Consider the following 23,659-nt stretch of genomic DNA (forward strand, 5'->3'; position numbering starts at 1 on the left):
GCGTAATATGTGATGCCCTCTTTCAGTATGAAAGGGGGCATCGTTCTTTCTGCCGCTAGCTCATGACCGCTACGCTCAGTCGCGCACTGCAGCACAGCTGATCCCGACTGTTCCGAATCTCAATCTGCCAGCTCTGACTGCGTTTACCCAGATGCAGTGGACGGCAGGTCCCCCGCACCCGTCCCGCTGACACCGCGCGATGATGGCTGGCGTTAACTTCAACACCGACCACGCTGCTGCCTTCTTCAACCGCCATATACCCGGCAATTGAACCCATCGACTCCGCCAGTACCACGGAGGCGCCACCATGCAACAACCCGAACGGCTGCTGCGTCCGGGCATCGACCGGCATCGTCGCTTCCAGATAATCATCACCTATCGCAGTAAAAACGATCCCCAGATGCGCCACCAGTGAGTGCTCACCCAGCGCGTTCAGTGCAGGAAGATCAAGGGATCGTTTCCAGATCGCTGTCATCATCAGGCTCCCAGGGTTGCGCCGCCATCGACCACAATATCCTGCAGCGTCACATGGCTGGCAAGATCCGACGCGAGAAACAGGACGGTGGCCGCAATTTCCTGCGGCTGCGCGATCTTGCCCAGCGGAATACCCAGCTTAAACTGATCCGGGAAGCCCGCAATCATCTCCTGCTCGCCGGTCGGTGTATGCCACAGGCTGCGCTGCATATCGGTGTCAGTGGAGCCAGGCGAAACAATATTACAGCGCACACCGTAAGGCGCCATTTCCAGACCCACGGTCAGACAGAGGCTGCGCAGCGCGGCTTTTGACGCACCATAAGCGGACATACCAATACGCGGTGCATGCGCTGAATTCGATGCGACAGTAACGATGGCACCGGCGCGCTGTTCGCGAAAACGCGGCAGCGTCTGCTGGAACAGGTTAAACGCACCGCCCGCATTGACGTTAAGACAGGCCTGCCAGTCAGCAAATGAGAGCGCATCGGTGGCACCAGTACGCAGAATACCGGCTGCGTTGACCAGCACATCGATGCGCGGCTGGGCGGCCAGCACCCGCTGACACACGGATGTTACCTGCGCCGGATCGGCTACATCCATAATGTGACAGGAAAACGGATAGTCATGACCCTGGAACCGCAGATCAAAGGCCTCTACCTGCGCGCCTGCCTGGTGAAAGGCCAGCGCTGTGTGGTAGCCAATGCCCTGACCGGCACCGGTCACCCAGACGATTTTACCGCTGAAATCGGATAGATGGCTCATTCAGCAGGCTCCCGCGACAGCAGCGCCCACCAGCCGTCGATGCTAGGATTTCTGGCCAGGCTGACAAAATCAATGTCACGATGTACCTGACGCCAGCGTGCCGCCAGCGCCATCACGCGTACCGAATCCAGCCCGTAGTCGATCAGGTTTTCATCATCGTCCGGCACCTCATCATCTTCCAGCAGCGGCAGGATCAGCATGCGCAGTTCGTCTTTGCTGAGCGGTACAGGCATCAGATCGGCGGTCATCACCACTTTTCCGCTGCGACCCGCGGTGTAGGTCAGCGCCATCATATGTTCCTCACGGCTGAAGTCAGCCAGCGCATCGGCCACCATAAACGGCTGGATATTACGCATAAACGCATCCGTGGCGGTGGTCAGGCAGCCGATATGGGCATAGACGCCGGTAATAATCAGCTGATCGCGGCCCATCTCCTGCAGGATCGCCTCCAGCGGCGATCGGTGAAACGCACTGTAGCGCCACTTGGTCAGGACCTGATCGTGCTCATCCGGTGCCAGCGCCTCCACGATCTTCTGCTGATCGGGATGTTTATTCAGGCCGGGTCCCCACATATCATTGAGCAGCGCACGATCTTCATCGCTCTGCGCGTTAGGCTGAGCGGTGTAAAACACCGGAATGCCCTGCGCTTTGCAGTAGCGTCGCAGGCGGACAATATTGTCAACGACCTGCTCAACCAGCGGGCTGTTATCGCCCCAGAAGTTAAGGAAATAGCGCTGCATATCGTGGATCAGCAGGGCAGCACGGCCCGGCTCCAGCGTCCATTTCACCTTGTTGTTCGGCAACTCAGTGGCGTCAGGTAGCGGATAAGAGGTCAGTTGTGGAATAGCCATTAAAATTCTCCGGACAGATCAGGCTTGCGCACGTTGATCGGCAAGTTGTTGGCGCAGACGTTTTTTGTCTACCTTGCCGACCGCGGTCAGCGGCAGGGCATCTACGCAGGTAATACGGTCGGGCAGCTTAAATTCGGCGACGCCCAGTTCACGCAGGTGACGACGCAGCGCCACCGGTTTCACCGGCTGACGGGTGACAATAAACGCACAGCTCTTTTCACCCATCAGTTCGTCGCTCATAGAGACCAGCGCCGCGTGGATCACATCCGCATGGCGCTGCAGCAGGTTTTCAATCTCTTCAGCTGCGATCTTTTCGCCGCCCCGGTTGATCTGATCTTTCTCACGACCCTGCACAATGATGTTGCCAGCGGGGGTGATCTCAACCAGATCGCCAGAGCAGTAAAAGCCCTGGTCATCAAAGCTGGCGGCGTTATGTTCCGGGCTGTTGTAGTAGCCACGGAACGTATAAGGACCGCGTGTCATCAGGCGCCCAATGGCACCGACCGGCAGCGGATGCCCCTGTTCGTCTGCGACCCACACCTCGTCATCCGGTGAGATCGGACGGCCCTGCGTGGTGAGAATGGTCTGTTCATCGTCATCCAGCCGGGTGTAGTTCACCAGACCCTCCGCCATCCCAAACACCTGCTGAAGGGTACAGCCCATCTCGTTCTGGATGCGCGCAGCCAGCGTTTCACCCAGCTTTGCGCCACCGACCTGAATACGTTGCAGTGAGGCCAGCGCGGCATTGCTGCCCCATTCCTGAATCGCCTGCAGCCAGAGACTGGCTGCGGGTGGAACCAGGCCGGTATCAGTAACCTGATGTTTTTCAATCAGCGGGAAACAGAGGGTCGCGCTGGGATCGGCCGCTAAGATCACCTGGCCGCCCGCGTAAAAGACGCCCAGCGCGCCCGGAGAACTCATCGGGAAATTATGTGCAGCGGGCAGAGCAATCAGGTAACGGGTATCTGCGTTGACCCCGCAGATCACGTCACTTTCCCGGATGCTGTAGTAGTAATCATTGTGGGTACGCGGGATCAGCTTCGGAGTGCCGGTACTGCCGCCCGACAGCTGGAAAAAAGCGACGTCATCGCCTGCGGTCGGGGTTGCCCTGAAGTCACCTGCGGGTTCTGCCAGCAGGGCGTCGAGACTGTTTTCCGCATGAGCGTCATTACGCAGGATCACCTGCTGCAGTGAATGCTGTTCCCGGCGAAGCTGCGTGATAAAGGCGTCATCGGCGAACAGGGGATGGCTGCGATCGGCAATCAACAGGCACGGCGCGATCTGACTGGCATAGGCGACCAGTTCGGTACGTTGATGGCTGAAAAGAGCGTTAACCGGGGCGGCGCCGATTTTGAACAGCGCAAACAGCGTCAGATAAAATTCCGCCACGTTGCCAAGCTGCACCAGCGCCGTATCACCGGGTTTCAGGCCACGATGCTGCAGGGCCGCTGCCAGATTGTCACTCAGTGAGGCCATCTGGCGATAGGTAAATTGCCGGTCGCCATCAATCACCGCCACGCATTCGCTGTCGCGGTGACGTTCCAGGATGTCGGTCATCGGCAGATCCAGCCAGTACCCTTTTTCACGGTAACGTGCAGCCAGATCGTCCGGCCAGCGGCTGTAAGCAATCGTCATACAGGTTCCTTTAGTGCAATCCAAAAGCGCGAAGCATGGTGTCGAGTTTGACGCCGGTTTCGCGCCACTCGGATTCAGGTTGTGAGTCCGCCACGATGCCCGCACCAGCAAACAGCCGGACCCGCGGACCATTCACCGTGCCGCAGCGGATGGTGACGACCCATTCGCCGTTGCCCTGATCGTCACACCAGCCGACGATGCCGCCAAACAGCTGACGCTCAAACGGTTCAAGTTGCTGAATCAGCGCCTGAGCACGCTGATGCGGAAAGCCGCTGAGCGCCGGTGTCGGATGCAGCAGGCAGGCCAGTGACAGCGCATTTTCGCGGTCGTCCAGCACTTCGCCCCGAATCTGCGTAGCGAGGTGCCACAGTGTCGGGGTGGTCAGCAGGGAAGGGATTTCCGGGACTGACAGCAGGCGACTGCGCGGCTGCAGCGTCATGCGCATCGCGTCCGTCACCAGTTTATGTTCATGCCGGTCTTTAGCTGACCGCATCAGGCTGTCACCTGAGGCCTGGTCACGCTGTGGATCGCTGTTGCGCGGCGCTGAACCGGCCAGCGGACAGGAGCTGAACTGACGGCCCTGCTTACGGATCATCAGTTCAGGGCTGGCACCCACCAGCGCGCCGCCATCAGGCAGCGGCAGATGAAAATGATAGCTGTCAGGGTTCTGCGCCAGGATGCGCTGCATCAGGGCGGCCGTATCGACCGGCTGTTCCGCCACGATCTCCATCAGCCGCGACAGCACCACTTTATCCGGATCGCCGCGCTGCGTGGCCGTTACGGCCTGCGCAACCATGTCAGTGAAGGTGGCGTGATCCGGCAGCGCCGTACGGCGACGAACTTTTGGCAGATTGCTTTCAGCCAATGAGGCGTGGGCTTTCAGATCGTCACGTTGAAAGGTCTGATACGACTCAGGGATAAACAGTGCAGCGGGCTGATCCACATCGAACGGGATCGCACCCACCAGAATGGGATGGGCTATGCCCTGTTTTCTGGCCGAGGCAAAATGATGCTGCAGTTGTTGCTGAAACTCTCCGGTCAGCTGCTCACCCTGGTTTACCGGAGCAGTGAGTGTCGTAAAACAGCCCTGAGTCGTCAGGCTTCGCCAGGGAGAAGTAAACAGGAAGCCACGGCAGAGTGCCGGAAAATCCTGCAGCAGGGGATGTTCAAATGCCAGTGATTCCACCATAATTTCACCTATAAATGATAAGATAACTAATAATGATTATCATTTGTATTATGGTGCAGTAACCTACGTCGAATAGCCAAAGGTGTCAATAAATATGCGGTGATTCAGCTGGTTTTGTTGGTTAAATCAGCACAAGTTGTCGCCCGGATTACCAGAGAGAAATAGGATGAAAACAAATGACTAAACAGGGAGTAACGTCGGCATTAGCGCTGTTTTTGCTGAGTATCACTCTGTTCAGCGTGACCGCTGTTGCACAGACCGGCTGGCCGCGCACCTTCGCGGGGGCAAAAGGTCAGGTCACCCTGGCTCAGGCACCGACCCGCATTGTCTCGACCAGTGTCACCCTGACTGGCTCGCTGCTGGCGATTGATGCGCCAGTAGTTGCCAGTGGCGCAACCGCACCCGGCAGCCGGCTGGCTGATGAGCAGGGATTCTTCCGGCAGTGGGGGCGTGTGGCGAAACAGCGTGGCGTAAAGCGGCTCTATATTGGTGAACCTAATGCGGAAGCGATCGCTGCGGAAGCGCCAGACCTGATTGTGGTCAGCGCCACCGGTAATGATTCAGCGATCAAACTGGCCGATCAGCTCTCGGCGATTGCACCGGTACTGGTCGTTAACTATGACGATAAAAGCTGGCAGCAGCTGGTGACGCTGCTGGGTGAGGCGACCGGGCATGAGGCGGATGCCGCTGCCCGGATAAGCGAGTTCGACGCGCGTGAAAAGGCGCTGAAGGCAAAGCTGACCCTGCCTCCGCAGCCGGTTTCTGCAATGGTGTGGAACGGAGATGGCCGGGCTGTGAATCTCTGGACGGAGGCATCGGCACAGGGGAAGTTACTGCAGGAGCTGGGCTTCACGCTGGCAACGCCACCGGCGACGCTTCAGTCTGCTCACAGCATGGGACAGCGTAAAGATATTCTTCAGCTGTCAGGCGAAAATCTGGCGGAAGGCTTGAATGGACAGACTTATCTGCTGTTTGCCGCCGAAGATAACACGGCTGCGCAGGTAATGAGCAATGCTTTTCTGGCGCAGACCCCAGCGGTGCGCGCTAAAGCGGTCTATGCGCTGGGGCTGGATAGCTTTCGTCTCGACTACTACAGCGCCAGTCATTTACTGACGCGGCTGGAAGCGCTGTTCGTGAAATCATGATGTGGCATCGTCGGAGGCAGGCCGTTGATAGCGTCGCAGGCGGGCCATCAGCAGCCACATGATGAGACCCAGCACGGTGGCTGCCAGGCCAGAGAGGGCGGCGGCCTGCTGCGGCAACAGCAGTGAACCCATCGCGCCAATTATTGCTGCACCTATCGCATCGCCGGTGACATTCTGCGCTGTCCAGAGGCTGTTGATCCTGCCAAGCAGCGCATCGGGCGTCAGCGTCTGAATCATCGCGTACTGCACCAGGCTGCTGATGGCACTGAAATAACCAAAGGCTACGAGGCAGATCAGACTCAGGCTGAACCACGGCATCAGGCTGAACAGAGCCAGTGCGACGAATGCCGCGATGGCACTGACCAGAATCAGGCGGCCCGGCTGTGGCGACTGTGCCAGCCGTCCGCTGGTCAGCGCGCCTGTCGCAGCACCCAACGGCACGGCGGCGTACATCAGTCCCAGCGCCGTCAGACCGACCTGCCAGTGAGGGGCCAGCGCCGGATAGAGCACACGCACCGCGCTGGCTAGCGTTACCAGCGCGCCAGTCAGCGCCGCCATACCTACAATTGGCGTATCGAACAGGAAGCGGACGCCGCTGCTTAGTGCCTTTATGGGATGTTCACGCGGCTGCGGCGGTGGCGCAAGCGGCGGCAATCGCAACAGGGTTAACACCGTCAGCAGCGTGCCGAACGCGGCCAGCCCGTAGTTCCACGCCACACCGCCCTGAGCAATCACCATACCCGCAATCGCGGGTGACAGAATCGCGCCAAAGCGCACCGTCAGCATAGTAATGGCACCCGCCTTCATCAGATTCTCACGCCCGACCAGCGCCGGCGTGGCCGCCAGCAGCGCCGTGACGCCTATCGCGCCGAAAAAACCATCCCAGAGTCCCAGCACGAAGACGGCGATGACCGACGGTGAAGGGAGCAGGGCATTAATGCACAACGCGGCAAAGCCCAGGCCACAGGTGGATCGGGCAAACAGGATCAGGCGACGACGCTCATAGCGATCGGCCAGCACGCCGCCGGTCAGCAGACCGATAAACATACCGGCTCCGGCCAGCGTCACCGCCAGTCCTACCAGCAATGGTGATTGCGTCAGTTGCTGAATCTGAACCGGGACCGCCACCGCCAGCATGCCGAGAGCGACAATCGAGATAAAGCGGGCGATAAACAGGGCGCGAAAGGCGGGATGGGTTCTCAGCAGAGTGAGATCGATAAAATGGGAGGGTTTGTTCATAGCGTCGCTTTTTAGCACCCATTTTCCTCATTATTGAATCTGAGAGTCATGGTAACATACAAAAAATAGTTAATAACGATAACAACTATCATTATCATAAACACTCGCAATTGCGAGCCATGTTGAATTCGTGAAGGTTTAAACGTTATGCGTCAACTCCGTGCAATAGCCGGTTCAGGGATGCTGCTATTGTTGCTTATTGCGCTCAGCCTGATGCTGGGAGCCAGACCTGTACCCTTTCATGATGTCACACATGCCTTACTCTCCGACTGCAGCCGCATCGATTGCGTGATCGTGCGCGATGCCCGGCTGCCGCGAACCCTTGCGGGACTGCTGGCCGGGATCAGTTTAGGTCTGGCGGGCGCACTGATGCAGAGCCTGACGCGCAATCCCCTGGCCGATCCAGGCATTCTTGGTGTGAATGCCGGAGCGGGTTTTGCGGTGGTGCTTGGCATCGCCCTCTCTGGCGCCGATTCTCCTGCGGAATGGCTGGGTTTTGCTTTTACGGGTGCACTGCTGGCGTCGCTGCTGGTGGCCATGACGGGTGCGATCGGCGGCGGCCGCGTGAATCCGCTGCGTCTGACGCTGGCAGGCGTGGCGCTGGGTGCGGTGCTGGAGGGTTTAACATCTGGCCTGTCGCTGCTTAATCCCGATATTTACGATCATCTGCGTTTCTGGCACAGCGGCTCGCTGGATATCCGCAATTTCGCCATTCTGCGCACTGTCTTTCCGGCGGTCGTAGCCGGGAGCCTGCTGGCGTTGCTGCTGGCACGTTCGCTCAACAGCCTGAGTATGGGCGGAGATATGGCAACCGCGCTGGGCACCCGTGTGATGCGTACTCAACTGGTGGGATTGCTGGCGATTGCACTGCTGAGCGGTGCGGCGACGGCGGCAGTCGGCCCCATCGCCTTTATCGGGTTAATGACACCGCATCTGGCCCGCTGGCTGCTGGGCAACGATCATCGCTGGATGCTGCCGGGAACCCTGGTGATCACTCCCTGTCTGCTGCTGGCGGCCGATATTCTGGGACGGCTGCTGGTGCCGGGTGAACTGCGCGTGTCAATTGTCACGGCCATTCTCGGTGCGCCGATGCTGATTGTGCTGGTGCGCCGTAAGCTGGGAAGAGGGCAGATATGACACGGACGATGATCAATGCGCTGCTGCTGATGGCCTGCGGGGCGCTGGCTTTTCTGGGCGTCACGCGCGGCACCTTACCGATCTCCGCCAGCCAGTTATGGGCACTTCTCAACGGCGAGGCAGCGCGCAATGTTCAGCTGATTGTACTGGAGTGGCGTCTGCCGCGCGTCATGATGGCGCTGCTGATTGGTGCGGCGCTGGGCGTCAGCGGGGCGATTTTCCAGTCGCTGCTGCGCAACCCGCTGGGCAGTCCCGATATTCTGGGTTTCAACACTGGCGCTTACAGCGGTGTGCTGGTGGCGCTGGTGCTGTTCCAGCAAAACATGGAAGGGATGACGCTGGCGGCGCTGGCAGGCGGGCTGCTCACTGCAGGTGTGGTCTGGCTGTTCAGCTGGCGCAACGGCGTGGAGACCTTCCGGCTGATTATTGTGGGCATCAGCGTGCGGGCACTGCTGATGGCGCTGAACAGCTGGCTGATTATCAGTGCTTCACTGGAGGCGGCACTGAGTGCCGGGCTCTGGAGCGCCGGTTCACTTAACGGCATTACCTGGGCAAAAACCACGCCGGTGATCACCGTGCTGCTGCTGGCGCTGCTGGCAACAGGCATGCTGGCCCGCCGCATGCGACTGCTGGAGATGGGTGACGACACGGCCTGCGCGCTGGGCGTTCCGGTTGAGCGCAGCCGCATCATGCTGATGCTGACGGGCGTTATCCTCACCGCCGCCTCGACGGCGCTGGCCGGTCCGATCTCTTTTATTGCGTTGCTGGCACCGCAGATTGCGCGGCGGCTCAGTGGTGGTACTAAAGGCGCGCTGCCGCTGGCTGCCTTGTGTGGCGCGCTGCTGTTAATCGCCGCGGATTACGCCGCGCAGCACTTTTTCCTGCCTTATCAGCTGCCGGTTGGCGTGATCACGGTCAGTCTGGGCGGACTCTATCTGATTGCGCTACTGGTGCGGGAGGCACGACGTCAATGAAAGTGACAACACGTTTGCAGGGTGACGCGCTGACGCTGGGCTATGACAAAAAAATCGTGGCGGAGAATCTCTCTGTGGCGATCCCTGACGGTGAGCTGACCGTGATCATCGGTCCCAACGCCTGCGGAAAATCGACGCTGCTGCGTACCTTAAGCCGCCTGGTCTCGCCGCTACAGGGCGAGGTGCTGCTGGATGGCAATACGATTGCTCACTACGCTACCAAAGAGGTGGCACGCCGGCTGGGGCTGCTGCCGCAAAGCTCGAACGCGCCTGCGGGTATCAGCGTCAGCGAACTGGTGGCGCGCGGGCGTTATCCGCACCAGTCGCTGTTCGGGCGCTGGCGACAGGAAGATGAGGCAGCGGTGCAGCAGGCCATGCAGGCCACCGGCGTGGCCGGTTTAGCGCAGCAGCAGGTTGATACGCTCTCTGGCGGTCAGCGGCAGCGGGTGTGGATTGCGATGGTGCTGGCTCAGCAGACACCGCTATTGCTGCTGGATGAACCGACCACCTGGCTGGATATCGCCCATCAGATTGAACTGCTGGAATTAATGCAGGATCTCAATCAGCAGCATGGCCGAACGCTGGTGGTGGTGCTGCACGATCTTAATCAGGCGTGCCGCTACGCCAGCCACCTGATAGCGATGCGCGACGGGAAAATCGTTGCCGAAGGGAAACCGGCGGAGATTGTGACGCCGGAACTGATAGAAGCGATCTACGGCCTGCGCTGCATCATCATTAACGATCCCGTGGCCGGTACGCCGATGATTGTGCCGCTGGGCAGAGGCTGACCCGCGCTTTCTCCGGTGAAGAAAGCGCGAGGTCAGGACGGCTCAGGAAATCAGCGCCGCCAGACACTGCTGCAGTCGTGGGCCAATCTGCTCGAACATGCGTGGTGAGATGATCTCGACGTGCGCACAGTCCAGCGGCCAGACGGTCAGCCCGCCAATCCAGGGCGCCCAGGCGCGACGCACATCCTGACCGGGCTGCTGCGTCTGTTGCGCCAGGAACAGCGTGGCGTGTCCCCCGAAGCGGGCGCTGCGTGCCGTCGCCAGCAGGCGCACCGAACTGGCGTAGTTGGCTTCAATGGTGGTGAACAGCGCCGCCATCCCTTCACCGGCCTGCTCGCGCTGTGCCGCGATAAACTGCTCGCGCTCCCGATTCACTTCTTCCAGCACCGCCGGGTCCAGCACGTTTTCGCCGCGCCGTTCATCCCAGTTCTGCGTCTCTGGCGGCCAGGTATCCAGCAGCCCGAGGAAGGCGACCGTTTCACCTTCGGCCTCCAGCCGCGCAGCGATACCCTGTGCCAGCGTGCCGCCCAGTGAGTAGCCAAGGAAATAGTAGGGCCCCTCTGGCTGCTGCTGGCGCACCGTCGCCAGATGTGCGTCACACACCGCATCAAGGTGCTGCGCCTGATTCAGCGGGCTGGTAATGTCGGGTGACTGAATACCGAGCAGCGACCAGCGGGCATCCAGATAGCGCTGCAACACGCTGAACTGCCAGGCAAAACCGGAGGCGGGATGGAAGCAGAACAGCGTCGGGCCGGTAGTGCGCCGCAGCGGCAAGACCGCCTCAAATCCGGCGCGGGCTGTCTCCGCGGATTCGCTACTGAGCAGGGCGGCCAGCTTTTCTGCCGTAGCTGCCACCATAATCTGGCCCACTGACACCGGCTGATTCAGCGTCCGCCGCAGATGCGCCGCCAGCCGCATCGCCAGCAGCGAATGGCCACCCAGCGCAAAAAAATCATCCTGTGCGCTGACGGACTCACGTTCCAGCAGCGTGGCGAACGCCTGCGCCAGCGTGGTTTCCAGACCAGGGTGCGGCGCACGACCGGCAGCCGCTGTCCGGGTCTGTGGCAGCGGCAGCGCTTTACGATCCAGCTTGCCGTTGCTGCTGAGCGGTAATGCCGCCAGCTGAACAATCGCCACCGGCACCATATGCGCGGGCAACTGTGTCGCCAGCGTCTGGCGCATGACGACGGCATCAATCGGGCCATCTGCCACTACATAGCCGACCAGCTGGCGGGCATCACCCTGCTGGTCGCTGCTGCTGCCCAGTACCACCGCATGCGTCACGGCCTGCACAATGCCAGGCAGCGCAGCCATGGCATGGTCGATCTCATTCAGCTCGATGCGCTGTCCGCGGATTTTAAGCTGATCGTCGCTGCGGCCCAGATACTCCACCGCACCATCCGGCAGCCAGCGCGCCACATCGCCGGTGCGGTACATGCGGGAGCCGTGACCCCACGGATCTGCCACAAACCGGCTGGCCGTGAGGTCGGGGCGATCCAGATAACCCTGTGCCAGCTGCACGCCGGTCAGCCAGAGATCGCCCGCCACGCCTGGCGGCACCGGCTGCAGACGCGCATCCAGAATCCGTAAGCCGGTGTTCCAGACCGGGAAGCCAATCGGCACGCTGGCACCGTCGACGGCTGCCAGCGCGGGTCCGAACGCCGGGTAGAAGCTGACATCCACTGCCGCTTCGGTCGGGCCATACAGGTTATGCAAGGGTACCCGGGTCAGCGTCTGCCACTGGCGCGACAGCTCAGCGGGCAGCGCTTCGCCACTGCAGAACACCTGCCGCAGGGTGGTGCACCTTTCTATCGCATTGTCATCCTGCAGCGAGGCAACAAAGGCCGCCAGCATCGAGGGAACAAAATGGGTGGTGGTCACGCGGTAGCGGGCAAACAGCTGCTGCAGGGCTTCCGGGTCGCGGTGGGCATCAGGCGGTGCCATCACCAGCTGTGCGCCAGCAATCAAGGGCCAGAAGAACTCCCACACCGAGACATCAAAGCTGCTCGGCGTTTTCTGCAGCACGACATCATCACCGCCGAGCGGATAACAATCCTGCATCCACAGCAGTCGGTTGACGATTGCCTCATGACTGACCAGCACGCCTTTTGGCCGACCGGTCGAACCAGAGGTATAGATGAGGTAAGCGCCATCATGCGGACGCGGAGCCTGTGTCAGCACGCGATCAACCGGTGTTAACAGCGCGTCGTAAAACAGCGGCGCAACCGGTGAGAGATCCGCCAGCCGGTCTGCCAGTTCGCGGCAGGTGATCAGCGTTTTCGGCGCGGCATCTTCCAGCATCATCTTCAGCCGATCGTCCGGGTAGCCGGTATCAAGCGGCAGCCAGGTTGCGCCTGTGCTGACAATCGCCTGCAGTGCCAGCGATAAAAAGACCGAGCGCGGCAGCGCCACGGCGACGATGTCGCCCCGTGTCACTCCCTGCGCAATCAGCTGTTGTCCCAGCGCGGCGACCTGCTGCTGCATCTGCTGATAATTAAGCTGATGCGCCTCATCCGCCAGCGCCACGGCGTGCGGCGTACGCTGCGCCTGCTGCAGCAGCAGGCTGCTTAGCGTCTCTGCAGGCAGCATCACGGCGGTCTGATTGATCGCTGCCAACTGCTGATGTTCTTCCGGCATCAGCATATCCAGCTCGCCACAGGCGCACGCTGGCCGGACGGCAAGCTGCTGAAGCAGCAGACTAAAACGGCTGGCATGTTGCTTCAGCACGGTTTCGCTGTAGCGCGCTGCATTAGCCAGTAATTCCAGCGTCAGGTCGCCCTGTTCGCTGAGGTAGATAGCAATCTCCAGATCGCGAACCGGGCCTGACGCCAGCTGATGAGTGATGCCTTCAATGCCGGCGAAATCGAGCTGATAGTCGAACATCTTCAGGTTAATCACCGGCCCATAGAGCGGAGCACTGTCACCCAATCGCCCCAGATCGCGCTGCACCTGCTCAGCGTCGTAACGCTGATGACGGCGCATTTTTCTGACCTCACCCGCCAGCCGCGCGGCCAGTGCCGTCAGCGGCTGTGCCGGATCGTAATGGATCGCCATAGGCAATACGTTGATCACCGGACCGGTGGCGCAGAGCGCGGCCGAGCCGATGCGGCGCATAAAGATGAAACCGGCGGCAAAGTCGTCCTGACCGGTGAGGCGCGCCAGCCACAGCGCCACCAGCGCAAAGGCGGTGTCCGCCGCGCTGAGATTCTGCTGCTGAGTATGCGCCAGCAACGCTTGAAAGGTGTGTCGCTCCACGGCAAATGTGTGTCGCAGCAGGTCGGTGCTGGCACTCTGACCCGCCAGCGGCAGCGAGGATAACGAGGCGGGCGCAGGTAAATGCGCCCCTTTTTCCAGCCAGAAATGACGATCGCGCTGCCAGGTCGAAGAGTGCTGATAGCGCTGATACTCGTCGACGACCTCGCTGAACGGGACAAAGGGGCTCGGCTCCGGCGTGTCGCCGTGCCGCCAGGCGCTGTAGAGATGGGCGATACGGCGGGTCAGGGCGGTAAAGCTGAAACCATCGACCACCAGATGATGGTAGCGCTGATACCAGTACCAGTGATCCTCGCCCAGCCGAAGCAGGCTGTGATGATAGAGCGGCGCACCGCTCAGCACCCGCAGATCGCCGGACATATCCTGCTGCATCAGCGTCCGTGCGGCAGCCGCCGGATCGGCGGCATCGCGCAGATCGATTATTTCAGGCTCGCGAAAATGCTGGGGGGCAGGCCACTGCAGCGGTTCACCCTCCTGCTCGCCAAAGGCCATATTTAGCGTGTCCGCTTCCTGCATGCCGGCAATGATGGCGCGAGACAGCAGCGCGCTGTTCAGCGCACCACGCAGTTCAACGAAATGCGCCACGGCGTAGGCATTGGAATAGGGGGATAACTGGTCAGCGATCCAGATGCCGGGCTGAGCGGCCACCAGCGGCAATGTTTTTTGCTCTGTCAGCGGGTTCAGAGTGGTCTCAGACATTGCGGCTCCCACTATCCTGCGTCATAACCGGACGGATATCGTGCCAGTTTTCATTCAGCCAGATCAGGCAGCGAACCTGTGGTTCGGGCCCATAAACAGGCTGCCATCCTGGCGGAACCGCACAAAAGGCGGGCCATAAGCTGTATTGCTGCTGATCGTTTTTCAGCACCTGACAATCCTGCTGGGGATCGTCGAAAGGATTGAGTTGTTGCATGTTGGTCTCCTGTCCGAAGTCGTCGGGCGCGTTAACGCCGCTCTCCTGCGTATCCTTTTTCTTTCTTTTAATGGCGCACAAGCGGCGGGAGTTCAGCGGGTTATGACGATTGCCACATAGCTTTGAGGCCCGCCAGCAGCCCGCCGCGCCAGCACAGCGCATCGTGACCACCTTCAACCGGGTGATAGCTGACCTGATGTCCTGCCACAGTCAGATCGCGCTGAAACTGCTCGTTTGCCGCCAGAATCAGTCGTTCGCGCCGTCCCGCCTCCAGATAAAAGCGCCGGGAGGGCGCCTGCAGCAAACCCTGCTGTAACTGCTGCGGCAGCCAGCCATTCGGGTCGCCGCGCGCGGGCCACCAGAACGAACCGGAAAGACTGACGGCACCCGCAAAGGTTTCCGGCCAGGTCAGGGTGGCGTAAGCGGCAGAAAGGCCGCCAAAACTCTGTCCGGCCACCAGCGTACTGTCGGCCCGGAACGGTGCCCACTGCTGAATTTGTGGTAACAGCTCATGCTGAATCGCCAGCCAGAAATCGGGATTACAGGTCAGTTCACGCGTGCGGTGTTCGCGGTCAATGATGTCGATCATGACATAGACCGCAGGAGGCAGTTCGCCTGCCTCAGTGAGTTCCTGAAGCGGACCGGCAACCGGCATGCTGTGCGCCCAGAACTGACCATCCAGCAGCAGTGCCAGCGGACGATCGGCAGCGTCTGCCTCGCCGGTGACATAAAGCCAGACCTGACGTTGATTGCCCAGCCGCTGGCTGCGCCACAGATGCTGCTGCAGCGGAATCCTGGCGGCGCGACCTTCATCAACTGCACGCCAGACCTGCTGCTCAGGCGCAAGCGGCAGATGCAGCGGTGAGACGCTCATGCCGCGCCCGGCCGACCAGCTCCGCAGCGGATTGAGCGGATCGCTTTGTGCGTGCCGGAATTTCTGACCCCACCACTGGCGCAGCGCCTGCATATCAGTCTGCCCGGTAAACGTCTCTGTCTGGTTGTCAGGGATCAGGCAGTAACTGCCGCGCCAGTCAGCGGGCAGAGTGGTTTGCCACCACCAGACATCGGTATCAGGAACAGGTGTTAAGGAAGAAGGTGAGGCTGTGTGATGATGATCGGTTACACCGGTAATGTTGATCCAGACGCGCCGGGTATCAGAGTGCAGCGGATCACCCTGCGGATCACGCCAGAAAAAAGTGACCTGACAGGTCCCCTTTTCAGCGGGTTCAATCAGGGGAATGCCCTGTTGCTGCTGATGATGCCACCAGCGTTCGCTGCCGGTCTCTTCGTTTAACCACGCCATTCGCGCCATGATTCAATCACACTTGCTTAGGGTCATGCATGTTACAGATAATAGTATTGATAATTATTTGCATTTGCAATAGGGTGTTTCCGCTCGACAGGGAGCGCGCGCATTCTCTCTGTCGCATCGGATTTCAGACGGACGTAACGCGGTTCTGAAGCAGGTGTGGCGGGAGGGTTAATGCGTTGCAGGCAAGGTTATGACCTTTTTACCGGTACGCCGGCAGTGGCATGCTCGCTGGCACTCCAGGAACAGAAAAATGAAAAAGTTATCCCGGCTTTCGTTAGCCATTATGATTGAACTGGGTTTTACTGCCTCTCTCATTTCTGCTGGCGCAGTGGCTGCCCAAGCCCACAGCGACCCGGCGATCAACAACACGTCAGATACGATCCACGACGGCACCATGACGGTCACCGCCGCTGAGCAGACGCTGCAGGCACCTGGCGTATCGACGATTACCGCCGACGAAATAAAAAAACATCCCCCTGCGCGCGACGTTGCCGAAATTATCCGCACCATGCCGGGTGTCAACCTGACCGGTAACTCCACCAGCGGCCAGCGCGGAAACAACCGTCAGATCGATATCCGTGGCATGGGGCCGGAAAACACCCTGATTCTGATCGATGGGCTGCCGGTAACCAGCCGTAATTCCGTGCGGCTTGGCTGGCGTGGCGAGCGCGACACACGCGGCGACACGAACTGGGTACCGCCAGAGATCATTGACCGCATTGACGTCATCCGTGGTCCGGCAGCGGCCCGTTACGGCAATGGTGCGGCGGGTGGTGTAGTTAATATCATCACCAAAAAAGAGATGGATAATCAGTGGCACGGCTCGTGGAGCGCCTATTACAACGTGCCGCAACACAAGGAGGAGGGCGCGACGCGGCGTACCAACTTCAGTCTTGAAGGACCGCTGGGCGATGATGTCAGTTTCCGGCTCTATGGCGGTCTGGCAAAAACGCAGGCCGACGCTTACGAGATTAATGAAGGTCACGCCGCTGACCGCACTGGCAGTTATGCAGGATCCTACCCGTCGGGCCGGGAAGGTTCAGTCAATAAAGATATTCATGGCCTGCTGCGCTGGGCGTTTGCACCAATGCAGGCGCTGGAAGTGGGGGCCGGTTACAGCCGGCAGGGCAACCTCTATGCTGGCGACACCCAGAACACCAATACCAACGCGCTTGTGAAAAGCAAATATGGTGACGAGACCAACCGGCTCTATCGGCAGAACTTTTCGGTTAAGTGGACCGGCGCCTGGGATAATGGCCTCAGCACCAATACCTATGCGCAGTATGAAAACACCCGTAACTCGCGCCTGAATGAAGGGCTGACGGGCGGCACTGAAGGTATCTTTTCCAACAGCAACTTCAACACCATCCAACTGGATGATGTGTTGCTGCACAGCGAGATCAGCGTGCCATTTGAGTGGCTGGTGAATCAGACCGCAACCTTTGGCACGGAATGGAATCAGCAGCGGATGAAGGATCCGTCCTCGACGACGCAGGCCGCCAGCTACGGTTCGATTCCCGGTATCGCCTCCACCGGACGCTCTCCCTATTCGCAGGCGGAGATCTTCTCACTGTTTGCGGAAGACAATATTGAGCTGACCGACAGCACCATGCTGACGCCAGGCCTGCGCTTCGATCACCATTCGATTGTCGGCGATAACTGGAGCCCGTCGCTCAACCTCTCACAGGGATTAGGCGATGAGGTCACCCTGAAAATGGGCATTGCGCGCGCTTATAAAGCGCCGAGCCTCTACCAGACCAACCCGAACTATCTGCTTTACAGCAATGGTCAGGGCTGCGCGGCCAGTACCGGTGCCTGTTATCTGATGGGTAATGATGACCTGAAAGCGGAAAACAGCATCAACAAAGAGATTGGACTGGAATGGAAGCGCGACGGCTATCAGGCGGGTCTGACCTGGTTCCGCAACGACTATCGCAACAAGATTGAGGCAGGCACGGCTCCCACCGGCACCGCGTCTAACGGCAAAACCGACATCTACAAATGGGAAAATGTGCCAAAAGCGGTGGTTGAGGGGCTGGAAGGTACGGTTAACGTCCCGTTCTCCGACAGCATAACGTGGAACAACAACTTCACGTATATGCTGCAAAGCAAAAATAAAGAGACTGGCGATCGTCTGTCAATTATTCCGGCGTATACGCTCAATTCGACGCTGAGCTGGCAGGCGACGCAGGATCTCTCCCTCCAGACAACCCTGACCTGGTACGGTAAACAGGTGCCGAAGAAGTATGACTATAAGGGTAACGCCGTAACCGGCAGCGCGACCGATCAGGTCAGCCCCTATTCGGTGGTGGGGATGAGCGGCACCTATGATGTTAATCAGTATGCCAGCCTCACGGTCGGTATCGACAACCTGTTCGACAAGCGTCATTTCCGTCAGGGCAATGCGCAGACTACCGGCAATGCCACCACCGGCGCTTACCTCTACGGCGCGGGAGCCAATACCTTTAACGAATCGGGCCGCACATTTTATATGAGCGTGAACACCCGCTTCTGATCGGTTCAGCCATAAAAAAACGCAGCAGGGTGATCGCCCGCTGCGTTTTTTATCTCTGCTTTATCAGTTGTTCTGATTGATATCGCGGTAGAGTCGGCTCTCAAAACGTACCAGTGGAATACGGCGGGTACGTTGATCTTCCGGCGGCACTGCATAACCGGAAAGGAACTGAACAAAGGCGACACGGGCACCACTGGAGGTGGTAATAAAGCCCGCCAGATTATAGACGCCCTGCAGTGAACCGGTTTTCGCCGAGACCTTGCCATCCAGTCCCGCCTCATGCAGCCCGCCGCGATACTGTAGCGTGCCGTCATAGCCCGCCAGCGGCAGCATCGAAATATAATCCAGCGTGTTGTCATTCTTCGCAATGAACTGCAACACCTGCATCATGGTTTGCGGCGAAATCAGATCGTGGCGCGACAGACCGGAACCATCGACCTGAATGCTGTTGCCCATATCCACATTGGCTTTGGCTTTCAGGATCCGGCGGACAGCATCCTGTCCGGCGCGGAATGTACCTGGCACGTTGAAGTAGTGATGACCAATGGTGCGGAAGACCGTGTCGGCTATCATGTTGTCTGACTTCTTCAGCATGGTGTGCAGCAGCGTGTGCAGCGGCGCAGACTGGGTCGATGCCAGTACAGTACCTGGCTCCGTGACCTGCGTCTGGCGTACCAGATGGCCACTGTAGTCAATCTCTGATGACCGCAGCTCTGCCTTCAGGATTTCACCCGCCCACGCCGCGCCATCCTGCACCGCAAAGGCCAGCGGCAGCGGTTCGGCACGCTGGCGCATACAGCCTGTCAGGGTGTAGCGGTTCAGCTCACCCGGCACCACATCCAGTTCACAATATTGCCCTTCACCGCTGTTACGGCCGATGGTGCGGACCTGGCTGTACATATGCGCCGGATAATAGGAAGCGATGCGCACAAACGCATTTTCACCCGGCGTATTAGCGCTGTAGAGCGACACCGAGAAGCAGTTTTTATCCACAATCGCGGCACCCGGCGGGGCGCTGAAGCACTGGGTCATATCGTTCCACGGCCAGCCCGGTGCCATGTCATGACTGGCAAAAACCGAGGTGTCAATAACCAGGTTGCCTTTGATATGATTAATGCCCTGCTTCTTTATCGCCGCGACCATGTTGCGCAGATCCTGACGGCTTAACGTCGGATCACCGCCGAAACGTGCGACTAAATCGCCGTTCAGGGTGCCATCTATAATGGCACCCCGGGTCTCAAACGTGGTCTGAAAACGGAAGTCGCCACCCAGTTCCAGTAGTGCCGCCAGCGCTGTCACCACTTTCATGGTACTGGCGGGCAGGGCCATCTGTTTGCCGTGGTAATCAATGATTGGTGTTGATGCACCCACTTTCTGAACCATCAGCGCCAGATTGGCGCCATCTGGCAGGTACTGCATGTATTCATCAACTGGCGCTGCGTGTGCCTGCAGCATAAATGCGCAGCTTAATCCGGTAACAAGTCGTGAAAATCGCATAATCTCGCGGTAACTGGCAGGTGAGGGCGTCAATACTACGTCGCTGGGCGGTGCAAAGTAAACGATGACCCGCAGGGAACTCTGGGGTAAAATACGTATCAAATTGCAAAACTCTTTTCTGGCCTGGAGGCATCTCCGGGTCAGGATTCTTTTATTTGCAAAAACGGGCTAATGCGCCGCAGAGCGCTTTTTTCTGCGGTCACCGGTCAGGATGACATCGTTAAACAGGAAAGAGGGCGAGGAGCTTAAATGAATCAGATTCCGATGACGTTAAGAGGCGCTGAAAGATTGCGCGAAGAGCTGAACGAGCTGAAAACCGTGAAGCGCCCGCGCATTATCGCCTCTATCGCTGATGCACGCGAACATGGCGATTTAAAAGAGAACGCGGAATATCACGCTGCGCGTGAAGAGCAGGGCTTTTGTGAAGGCCGTATCCAGGAGATTGAAGCCAAACTCTCCAATGCGCAGGTTATCGATGTCACGCAGATGCCGAAAACCGGCCGCGTGATCTTCGGTGCCACGGTGACCGTGCTGAACGTCGAGACCGACGAAGAAGCCACGTATCGCATCGTGGGCGATGACGAAGCGGACTTTAAGCAAAATCTGATTTCGGTCAATTCGCCAATGGCGCGTGGCCTGGTGGGTAAAGAGGCCGATGATGTGGCTATCGTAAAAACCCCGGGCGGCGACGTTGAGTATGAGATCCTGAAGGTGGAATACCTTTAAGATGTTGCTACGCTTTGAAAAGCGTTTAAGCACAATGTAAAGAAAGGAAAAAGGCCGCATTGCGGCCTTTTATCTGAGGTAAGAGCATGTCACTTTCTTTGCCCACTTAGCGTGGCAGAGAAATTTTGCTCTCTTTAGAGGGGCGATACAGCACCAGCGTTTTGCCGATCACCTGTACGTTGCTGGCACCGGTCTCACGCACGATAGCCTCGACGATCAGCTGTTTCGTTTCACGATCTTCAGAGGCGATTTTTACCTTGATCAGTTCGTGATGCGACAGAGCCTGCTCGATTTCGGCCAGCACGCCTTCAGTCAGGCCATTGCCACCCAGCATAACCACTGGCTTGAGCGGATGGGCGAGGCCCTTGAGGTGCTGTTTTTGTTTGGTACTTAGATTCATCGTAGTTTTTTACTTACTCAGGGATTGAAAACGGTTCATTCTACCGCCATCTCGGGTATATCACCAAATCGACGCAACCCATTGCGTGCAGGTTTATCGCTACGATGACGATTTAACTGGAATTATTATGACGGGTAAAAAGCGTTCGGCCAGCTCCAGCCGCTGGCTTCAGGAACACTTTAGCGATAAATATGTGCTTCAGGCGCAGAAAAAAGGGTTGCGCTCGCGCGCCTGGTTTAAACTTGATGAAATACAACAGGGTGACAAGCTTTTCAAACCCGGCATGACCGTGGTAGATCTGGGTGCTGCACCTGGTGGCTGGTCGCAGTATGTGGTTCAGCAAATCGGGAATAAAGGGCGCATCATTGCCTGTGATATCCTGCCAATGGATCCGATAGTCGGTGTCGATTTCCTTCAGGGCGATTTTCGTGAAGAATCGGTGATCAATGCGCTGCTTGAGCGCGTTGGCGATCAGAAAGTTCAGGTTGTCATGTCCGATATGGCGCCGAATATGAGTGGTACACCTGCCGTAGATATTCCCCGGTCGATGTATTTAGTGGAGCTGGCGCTGGAGATGTGTCGGGATATTCTGGCACCTGGCGGCAGTTTCGTAGTGAAAGTGTTTCAGGGAGATGGCTTCGATGAATACCTGCGGGAAATTCGCTCCCTGTTTACGAAAGTAAAAATTCGTAAGCCGGACGCTTCACGGTCTCGTTCACGTGAAGTGTACATTGTGGCGACTGGGCGCAAACTATAACCAAATTGCTGGAGATGTCCGCAGCTTTGCTGCGATTCCATGTATGCAGGAACTATAGTACCCTACGCTATCTGTTAACACCGATGTAATATGAGGTTAATCCCTTGAGTGACATGGCGAAAAACCTGATTCTCTGGTTAGTCATCGCGGTCGTGCTGATGTCAGTATTCCAGAGCTTTGGGCCCAGCGAGTCGAATGGCCGTCGGGTTGATTATTCAACCTTCCTGTCGGAAGTGAACCAGGATCAGGTCCGCGAGGCACGTATTAACGGGCGTGAAATTAACGTTGTCAAAAAAGACAGCAATAAATATACCACCTACATTCCTGTCAACGATCCCAAGTTGCTCGATAACCTCTTGACCAAAAACGTCAAAGTGGTTGGCGAACCGCCGGAAGAACCGAGCCTGCTGGCTTCCATCTTCATTTCGTGGTTCCCGATGCTGCTGCTGATCGGTGTGTGGATCTTCTTTATGCGTCAGATGCAGGGCGGCGGCGGTAAGGGCGCGATGTCCTTCGGCAAAAGCAAAGCCCGCATGTTGACAGAAGACCAGATTAAAACCACTTTCGCCGACGTTGCGGGTTGTGACGAAGCGAAAGATGAAGTGGCTGAGCTGGTGGAATATCTGCGTGAGCCGAGCCGTTTCCAGAAGCTGGGCGGTAAAATTCCAAAAGGCGTTCTGATGGTGGGGCCGCCGGGTACCGGTAAAACCCTGCTGGCAAAAGCGATTGCCGGTGAAGCCAAAGTGCCTTTCTTCACTATCTCCGGTTCTGACTTTGTGGAAATGTTTGTCGGTGTCGGTGCATCCCGTGTGCGCGACATGTTCGAACAGGCCAAGAAAGCCGCACCGTGCATCATCTTCATCGATGAGATTGACGCCGTCGGTCGTCAGCGTGGCGCTGGTTTAGGCGGTGGTCATGATGAACGTGAGCAGACGCTGAACCAGATGCTGGTTGAGATGGATGGTTTCGAAGGTAACGAAGGAATTATCGTTATTGCCGCGACTAACCGTCCTGACGTACTGGACCCTGCGCTGCTACGTCCAGGCCGCTTTGACCGTCAGGTTGTGGTCGGTCTGCCAGACGTACGTGGTCGTGAGCAGATCCTGAAAGTGCATATGCGTCGTGTGCCACTGGCAACCGACATTGATGCCGCAATCATTGCACGTGGTACGCCAGGCTTCTCAGGTGCCGATCTGGCTAACCTGGTGAACGAAGCAGCGCTGTTCGCCGCTCGTTCGAACAAGCGTGTGGTGTCGATGGTTGAGTTCGAGAAAGCGAAAGACAAAATCATGATGGGTGCGGAACGTCGCTCCATGGTGATGACGGAATCGCAGAAAGAGTCCACTGCCTATCACGAAGCGGGCCACGCCATTATTGGCCGCCTGGTGCCAGAGCATGATCCGGTGCATAAAGTCACGATTATCCCGCGCGGCCGTGCGCTGGGTGTGACCTTCTTCCTGCCTGAAGGCGACGCGATTAGTGCCAGCCGTCAGAAACTGGAAAGCCAGATCTCAACGCTGTATGGCGGTCGCCTGGCAGAAGAGATCATCTATGGTGTTGAGCGTGTTTCTACCGGCGCGTCCAACGACATTAAAGTCGCGACGAATCTGGCACGTAACATGGTGACGCAGTGGGGCTTCTCTGAAAAACTGGGTCCGTTGCTCTATGCAGAAGAAGAGGGTGAAGTGTTCCTTGGACGTTCTGTCGCGAAAGCGAAACATATGTCTGATGAAACAGCCCGCATCATCGACCAGGAAGTTAAACACCTGATCGACAGCAACTACCAGCGTGCTCGCCGCATTCTGGGTGAGAACATGGACATCCTTCACGCGATGAAAGACGCGCTGATGAAGTATGAAACCATCGATGCACCACAGATCGACGACCTGATGGCACGCCGCGAAGTGCGTCCGCCAGCGGGCTGGGAAGATCCAGGCAGTAACTCAGACAGCAACGGTACGCCAAAAGCGCCACGTCCGGTTGATGAACCGCGTACGCCGAACCCAGGCAATACCATGTCAGAGCAGTACAACAAATAAGACGCATCATCGTCAGACAAAACCCCGGCTGGT

19 protein-coding genes are annotated in these 23,659 nt (G+C 58.4%); 8 read left to right on the forward strand and 11 right to left on the reverse strand.

The genetic code is table 11. The features are described from left to right. Positions 1–55: 55 nt before the first annotated feature. The 5 genes from FA92_RS00570 to FA92_RS00590 are packed head-to-tail and all read right to left on the reverse strand — an operon-like array spanning position 56 to position 4,911. Positions 56–475, reverse strand: coding sequence for a hotdog fold thioesterase (locus tag FA92_RS00570; RefSeq protein WP_033731990.1), 420 nt, complete (start codon positions 473–475; stop codon positions 56–58). A 2-nt stretch (positions 476–477) separates the two neighbouring features. Then, complete coding sequence (dhbA, locus tag FA92_RS00575; protein WP_033781632.1) at positions 478–1,236, reverse strand: 2,3-dihydro-2,3-dihydroxybenzoate dehydrogenase; 759 nt, start codon at positions 1,234–1,236, stop codon at positions 478–480. Next, complete coding sequence (locus FA92_RS00580; protein WP_033781634.1) at positions 1,233–2,087, reverse strand: isochorismatase; 855 nt, start codon at positions 2,085–2,087, stop codon at positions 1,233–1,235. Before FA92_RS00580 ends, dhbA begins: the two co-directional genes overlap by 4 nt. Positions 2,088–2,105: 18 nt before the next feature. Next, positions 2,106–3,722: a (2,3-dihydroxybenzoyl)adenylate synthase gene (locus FA92_RS00585; RefSeq protein WP_033781636.1), complete on the reverse strand. Its 1,617-nt coding sequence runs from the start codon at positions 3,720–3,722 to the stop codon at positions 2,106–2,108. A gap of 10 nt (positions 3,723–3,732) precedes the next feature. Beyond that, a complete protein-coding gene (locus tag FA92_RS00590; RefSeq protein WP_013359895.1) occupies positions 3,733–4,911 on the reverse strand; it encodes an isochorismate synthase in 1,179 nt (392 codons plus the stop codon). A 176-nt stretch (positions 4,912–5,087) separates the two neighbouring features. Here FA92_RS00590 and fepB point away from each other — a divergent pair, with 176 nt between their 5' ends. After that, positions 5,088–6,056, forward strand: a complete 969-nt coding sequence (fepB, locus tag FA92_RS00595; RefSeq protein WP_033781638.1) for a Fe2+-enterobactin ABC transporter substrate-binding protein — start codon at positions 5,088–5,090, stop codon at positions 6,054–6,056. Here fepB and entS read toward each other — a convergent pair. Further along, positions 6,051–7,295: an enterobactin transporter EntS gene (entS, locus tag FA92_RS00600; RefSeq protein ID WP_033781640.1), complete on the reverse strand. Its 1,245-nt coding sequence runs from the start codon at positions 7,293–7,295 to the stop codon at positions 6,051–6,053. The two genes, fepB and entS, sit on opposite strands and share 6 nt — an antisense overlap. Before the next feature lie 147 nt (positions 7,296–7,442). Between entS and fepD the strand changes: the two genes are divergently transcribed. From fepD to FA92_RS00615, 3 genes are read left to right on the forward strand one after another with little or no spacing between them, the layout of a single operon-like run. Next, positions 7,443–8,432, forward strand: a complete 990-nt coding sequence (gene fepD / locus FA92_RS00605) for a Fe(3+)-siderophore ABC transporter permease (protein ID WP_033781642.1) — start codon at positions 7,443–7,445, stop codon at positions 8,430–8,432. Continuing rightward, positions 8,429–9,406: an iron-enterobactin ABC transporter permease gene (gene fepG, locus FA92_RS00610; RefSeq protein WP_033781644.1), complete on the forward strand. Its 978-nt coding sequence runs from the start codon at positions 8,429–8,431 to the stop codon at positions 9,404–9,406. Before fepD ends, fepG begins: the two co-directional genes overlap by 4 nt. Further along, positions 9,403–10,194 carry an ATP-binding cassette domain-containing protein gene (locus FA92_RS00615; RefSeq protein WP_033781646.1) on the forward strand — a complete coding sequence of 264 codons (792 nt, stop codon included), beginning with the start codon at positions 9,403–9,405 and terminating at the stop codon, positions 10,192–10,194. The genes fepG and FA92_RS00615 overlap by 4 nt, the downstream gene beginning before the upstream one ends. A gap of 42 nt (positions 10,195–10,236) precedes the next feature. On the opposite strand, the gene FA92_RS00620 is transcribed toward FA92_RS00615, so the two are convergent. The 3 genes from FA92_RS00620 to fes all read right to left on the reverse strand — a co-directional run bounded on the left by FA92_RS00620 (position 10,237) and on the right by fes (position 15,692). Then, on the reverse strand, positions 10,237–14,166 hold the full coding sequence (locus tag FA92_RS00620; RefSeq protein WP_033781648.1) for an enterobactin synthase subunit F: 3,930 nt from the start codon (positions 14,164–14,166) through the stop codon (positions 10,237–10,239). Continuing rightward, complete coding sequence (locus FA92_RS00625; RefSeq protein ID WP_033781651.1) at positions 14,159–14,380, reverse strand: MbtH family protein; 222 nt, start codon at positions 14,378–14,380, stop codon at positions 14,159–14,161. Before FA92_RS00625 ends, FA92_RS00620 begins: the two co-directional genes overlap by 8 nt. Before the next feature lie 100 nt (positions 14,381–14,480). After that, entirely contained in the window at positions 14,481–15,692 is a 1,212-nt protein-coding gene (fes, locus tag FA92_RS00630; RefSeq protein ID WP_081917096.1) for an enterochelin esterase, read from the reverse strand. Positions 15,693–15,942: 250 nt separating this feature from the next. Here fes and FA92_RS00635 point away from each other — a divergent pair, with 250 nt between their 5' ends. Further along, positions 15,943–18,207, forward strand: a complete 2,265-nt coding sequence (locus tag FA92_RS00635) for a TonB-dependent siderophore receptor (RefSeq protein ID WP_033781655.1) — start codon at positions 15,943–15,945, stop codon at positions 18,205–18,207. 63 nt (positions 18,208–18,270) lie between these two features. Here FA92_RS00635 and dacB read toward each other — a convergent pair whose 3' ends face one another. Next, positions 18,271–19,704: a serine-type D-Ala-D-Ala carboxypeptidase gene (gene dacB, locus FA92_RS00640; protein ID WP_010251813.1), complete on the reverse strand. Its 1,434-nt coding sequence runs from the start codon at positions 19,702–19,704 to the stop codon at positions 18,271–18,273. A gap of 249 nt (positions 19,705–19,953) precedes the next feature. On the opposite strand from dacB, the gene greA reads away from it, so the two are divergent. Next, positions 19,954–20,430, forward strand: a complete 477-nt coding sequence (greA, locus tag FA92_RS00645; RefSeq protein WP_010251811.1) for a transcription elongation factor GreA — start codon at positions 19,954–19,956, stop codon at positions 20,428–20,430. A 106-nt stretch (positions 20,431–20,536) separates the two neighbouring features. On the opposite strand, the gene yhbY is transcribed toward greA, so the two are convergent. After that, positions 20,537–20,830 (reverse strand): ribosome assembly RNA-binding protein YhbY, encoded by a 294-nt coding sequence (gene yhbY / locus FA92_RS00650; RefSeq protein ID WP_010251809.1) that lies wholly within the window; start codon positions 20,828–20,830, stop codon positions 20,537–20,539. A gap of 127 nt (positions 20,831–20,957) precedes the next feature. Here yhbY and rlmE point away from each other — a divergent pair, with 127 nt between their 5' ends. Next, positions 20,958–21,587: a 23S rRNA (uridine(2552)-2'-O)-methyltransferase RlmE gene (gene rlmE / locus FA92_RS00655; RefSeq protein ID WP_013359905.1), complete on the forward strand. Its 630-nt coding sequence runs from the start codon at positions 20,958–20,960 to the stop codon at positions 21,585–21,587. A 113-nt stretch (positions 21,588–21,700) separates the two neighbouring features. Further along, entirely contained in the window at positions 21,701–23,626 is a 1,926-nt protein-coding gene (gene ftsH, locus FA92_RS00660) for an ATP-dependent zinc metalloprotease FtsH (protein WP_033781657.1), read from the forward strand. Positions 23,627–23,659: the final 33 nt, after the last annotated feature.

The organism is Pantoea sp. 9140, assembly GCF_000745295.1.
Lineage (GTDB): Bacteria > Pseudomonadota > Gammaproteobacteria > Enterobacterales > Enterobacteriaceae > Pantoea > Pantoea vagans.

Excerpts from the sequence above, each read along its gene's own strand:
- yhbY (WP_010251809.1), bottom strand. The coding sequence starts at position 20,830 with ATGAATCTAAGTACCAAACAAAAACAGCACCTCAAGGGCCTCGCCCAT.
- fes (WP_081917096.1), bottom strand. The coding sequence starts at position 15,692 with ATGGCGCGAATGGCGTGGTTAAACGAAGAGACCGGCAGCGAACGCTGG.
- greA (WP_010251811.1), top strand. The coding sequence starts at position 19,954 with ATGAATCAGATTCCGATGACGTTAAGAGGCGCTGAAAGATTGCGCGAA.
- dacB (WP_010251813.1), bottom strand. The coding sequence starts at position 19,704 with ATGCGATTTTCACGACTTGTTACCGGATTAAGCTGCGCATTTATGCTG.
- fepB (WP_033781638.1), top strand. The coding sequence starts at position 5,088 with ATGACTAAACAGGGAGTAACGTCGGCATTAGCGCTGTTTTTGCTGAGT.
- FA92_RS00635 (WP_033781655.1), top strand. The coding sequence starts at position 15,943 with ATGAAAAAGTTATCCCGGCTTTCGTTAGCCATTATGATTGAACTGGGT.
- fepG (WP_033781644.1), top strand. The coding sequence starts at position 8,429 with ATGACACGGACGATGATCAATGCGCTGCTGCTGATGGCCTGCGGGGCG.
- FA92_RS00570 (WP_033731990.1), bottom strand. The coding sequence starts at position 475 with ATGACAGCGATCTGGAAACGATCCCTTGATCTTCCTGCACTGAACGCG.
- FA92_RS00585 (WP_033781636.1), bottom strand. The coding sequence starts at position 3,722 with ATGACGATTGCTTACAGCCGCTGGCCGGACGATCTGGCTGCACGTTAC.
- FA92_RS00590 (WP_013359895.1), bottom strand. The coding sequence starts at position 4,911 with ATGGTGGAATCACTGGCATTTGAACATCCCCTGCTGCAGGATTTTCCG.
- FA92_RS00620 (WP_033781648.1), bottom strand. The coding sequence starts at position 14,166 with ATGTCTGAGACCACTCTGAACCCGCTGACAGAGCAAAAAACATTGCCG.
- dhbA (WP_033781632.1), bottom strand. The coding sequence starts at position 1,236 with ATGAGCCATCTATCCGATTTCAGCGGTAAAATCGTCTGGGTGACCGGT.
- fepD (WP_033781642.1), top strand. The coding sequence starts at position 7,443 with ATGCGTCAACTCCGTGCAATAGCCGGTTCAGGGATGCTGCTATTGTTG.
- FA92_RS00625 (WP_033781651.1), bottom strand. The coding sequence starts at position 14,380 with ATGCAACAACTCAATCCTTTCGACGATCCCCAGCAGGATTGTCAGGTG.
- entS (WP_033781640.1), bottom strand. The coding sequence starts at position 7,295 with ATGAACAAACCCTCCCATTTTATCGATCTCACTCTGCTGAGAACCCAT.
- ftsH (WP_033781657.1), top strand. The coding sequence starts at position 21,701 with ATGGCGAAAAACCTGATTCTCTGGTTAGTCATCGCGGTCGTGCTGATG.
- FA92_RS00580 (WP_033781634.1), bottom strand. The coding sequence starts at position 2,087 with ATGGCTATTCCACAACTGACCTCTTATCCGCTACCTGACGCCACTGAG.
- FA92_RS00615 (WP_033781646.1), top strand. The coding sequence starts at position 9,403 with ATGAAAGTGACAACACGTTTGCAGGGTGACGCGCTGACGCTGGGCTAT.
- rlmE (WP_013359905.1), top strand. The coding sequence starts at position 20,958 with ATGACGGGTAAAAAGCGTTCGGCCAGCTCCAGCCGCTGGCTTCAGGAA.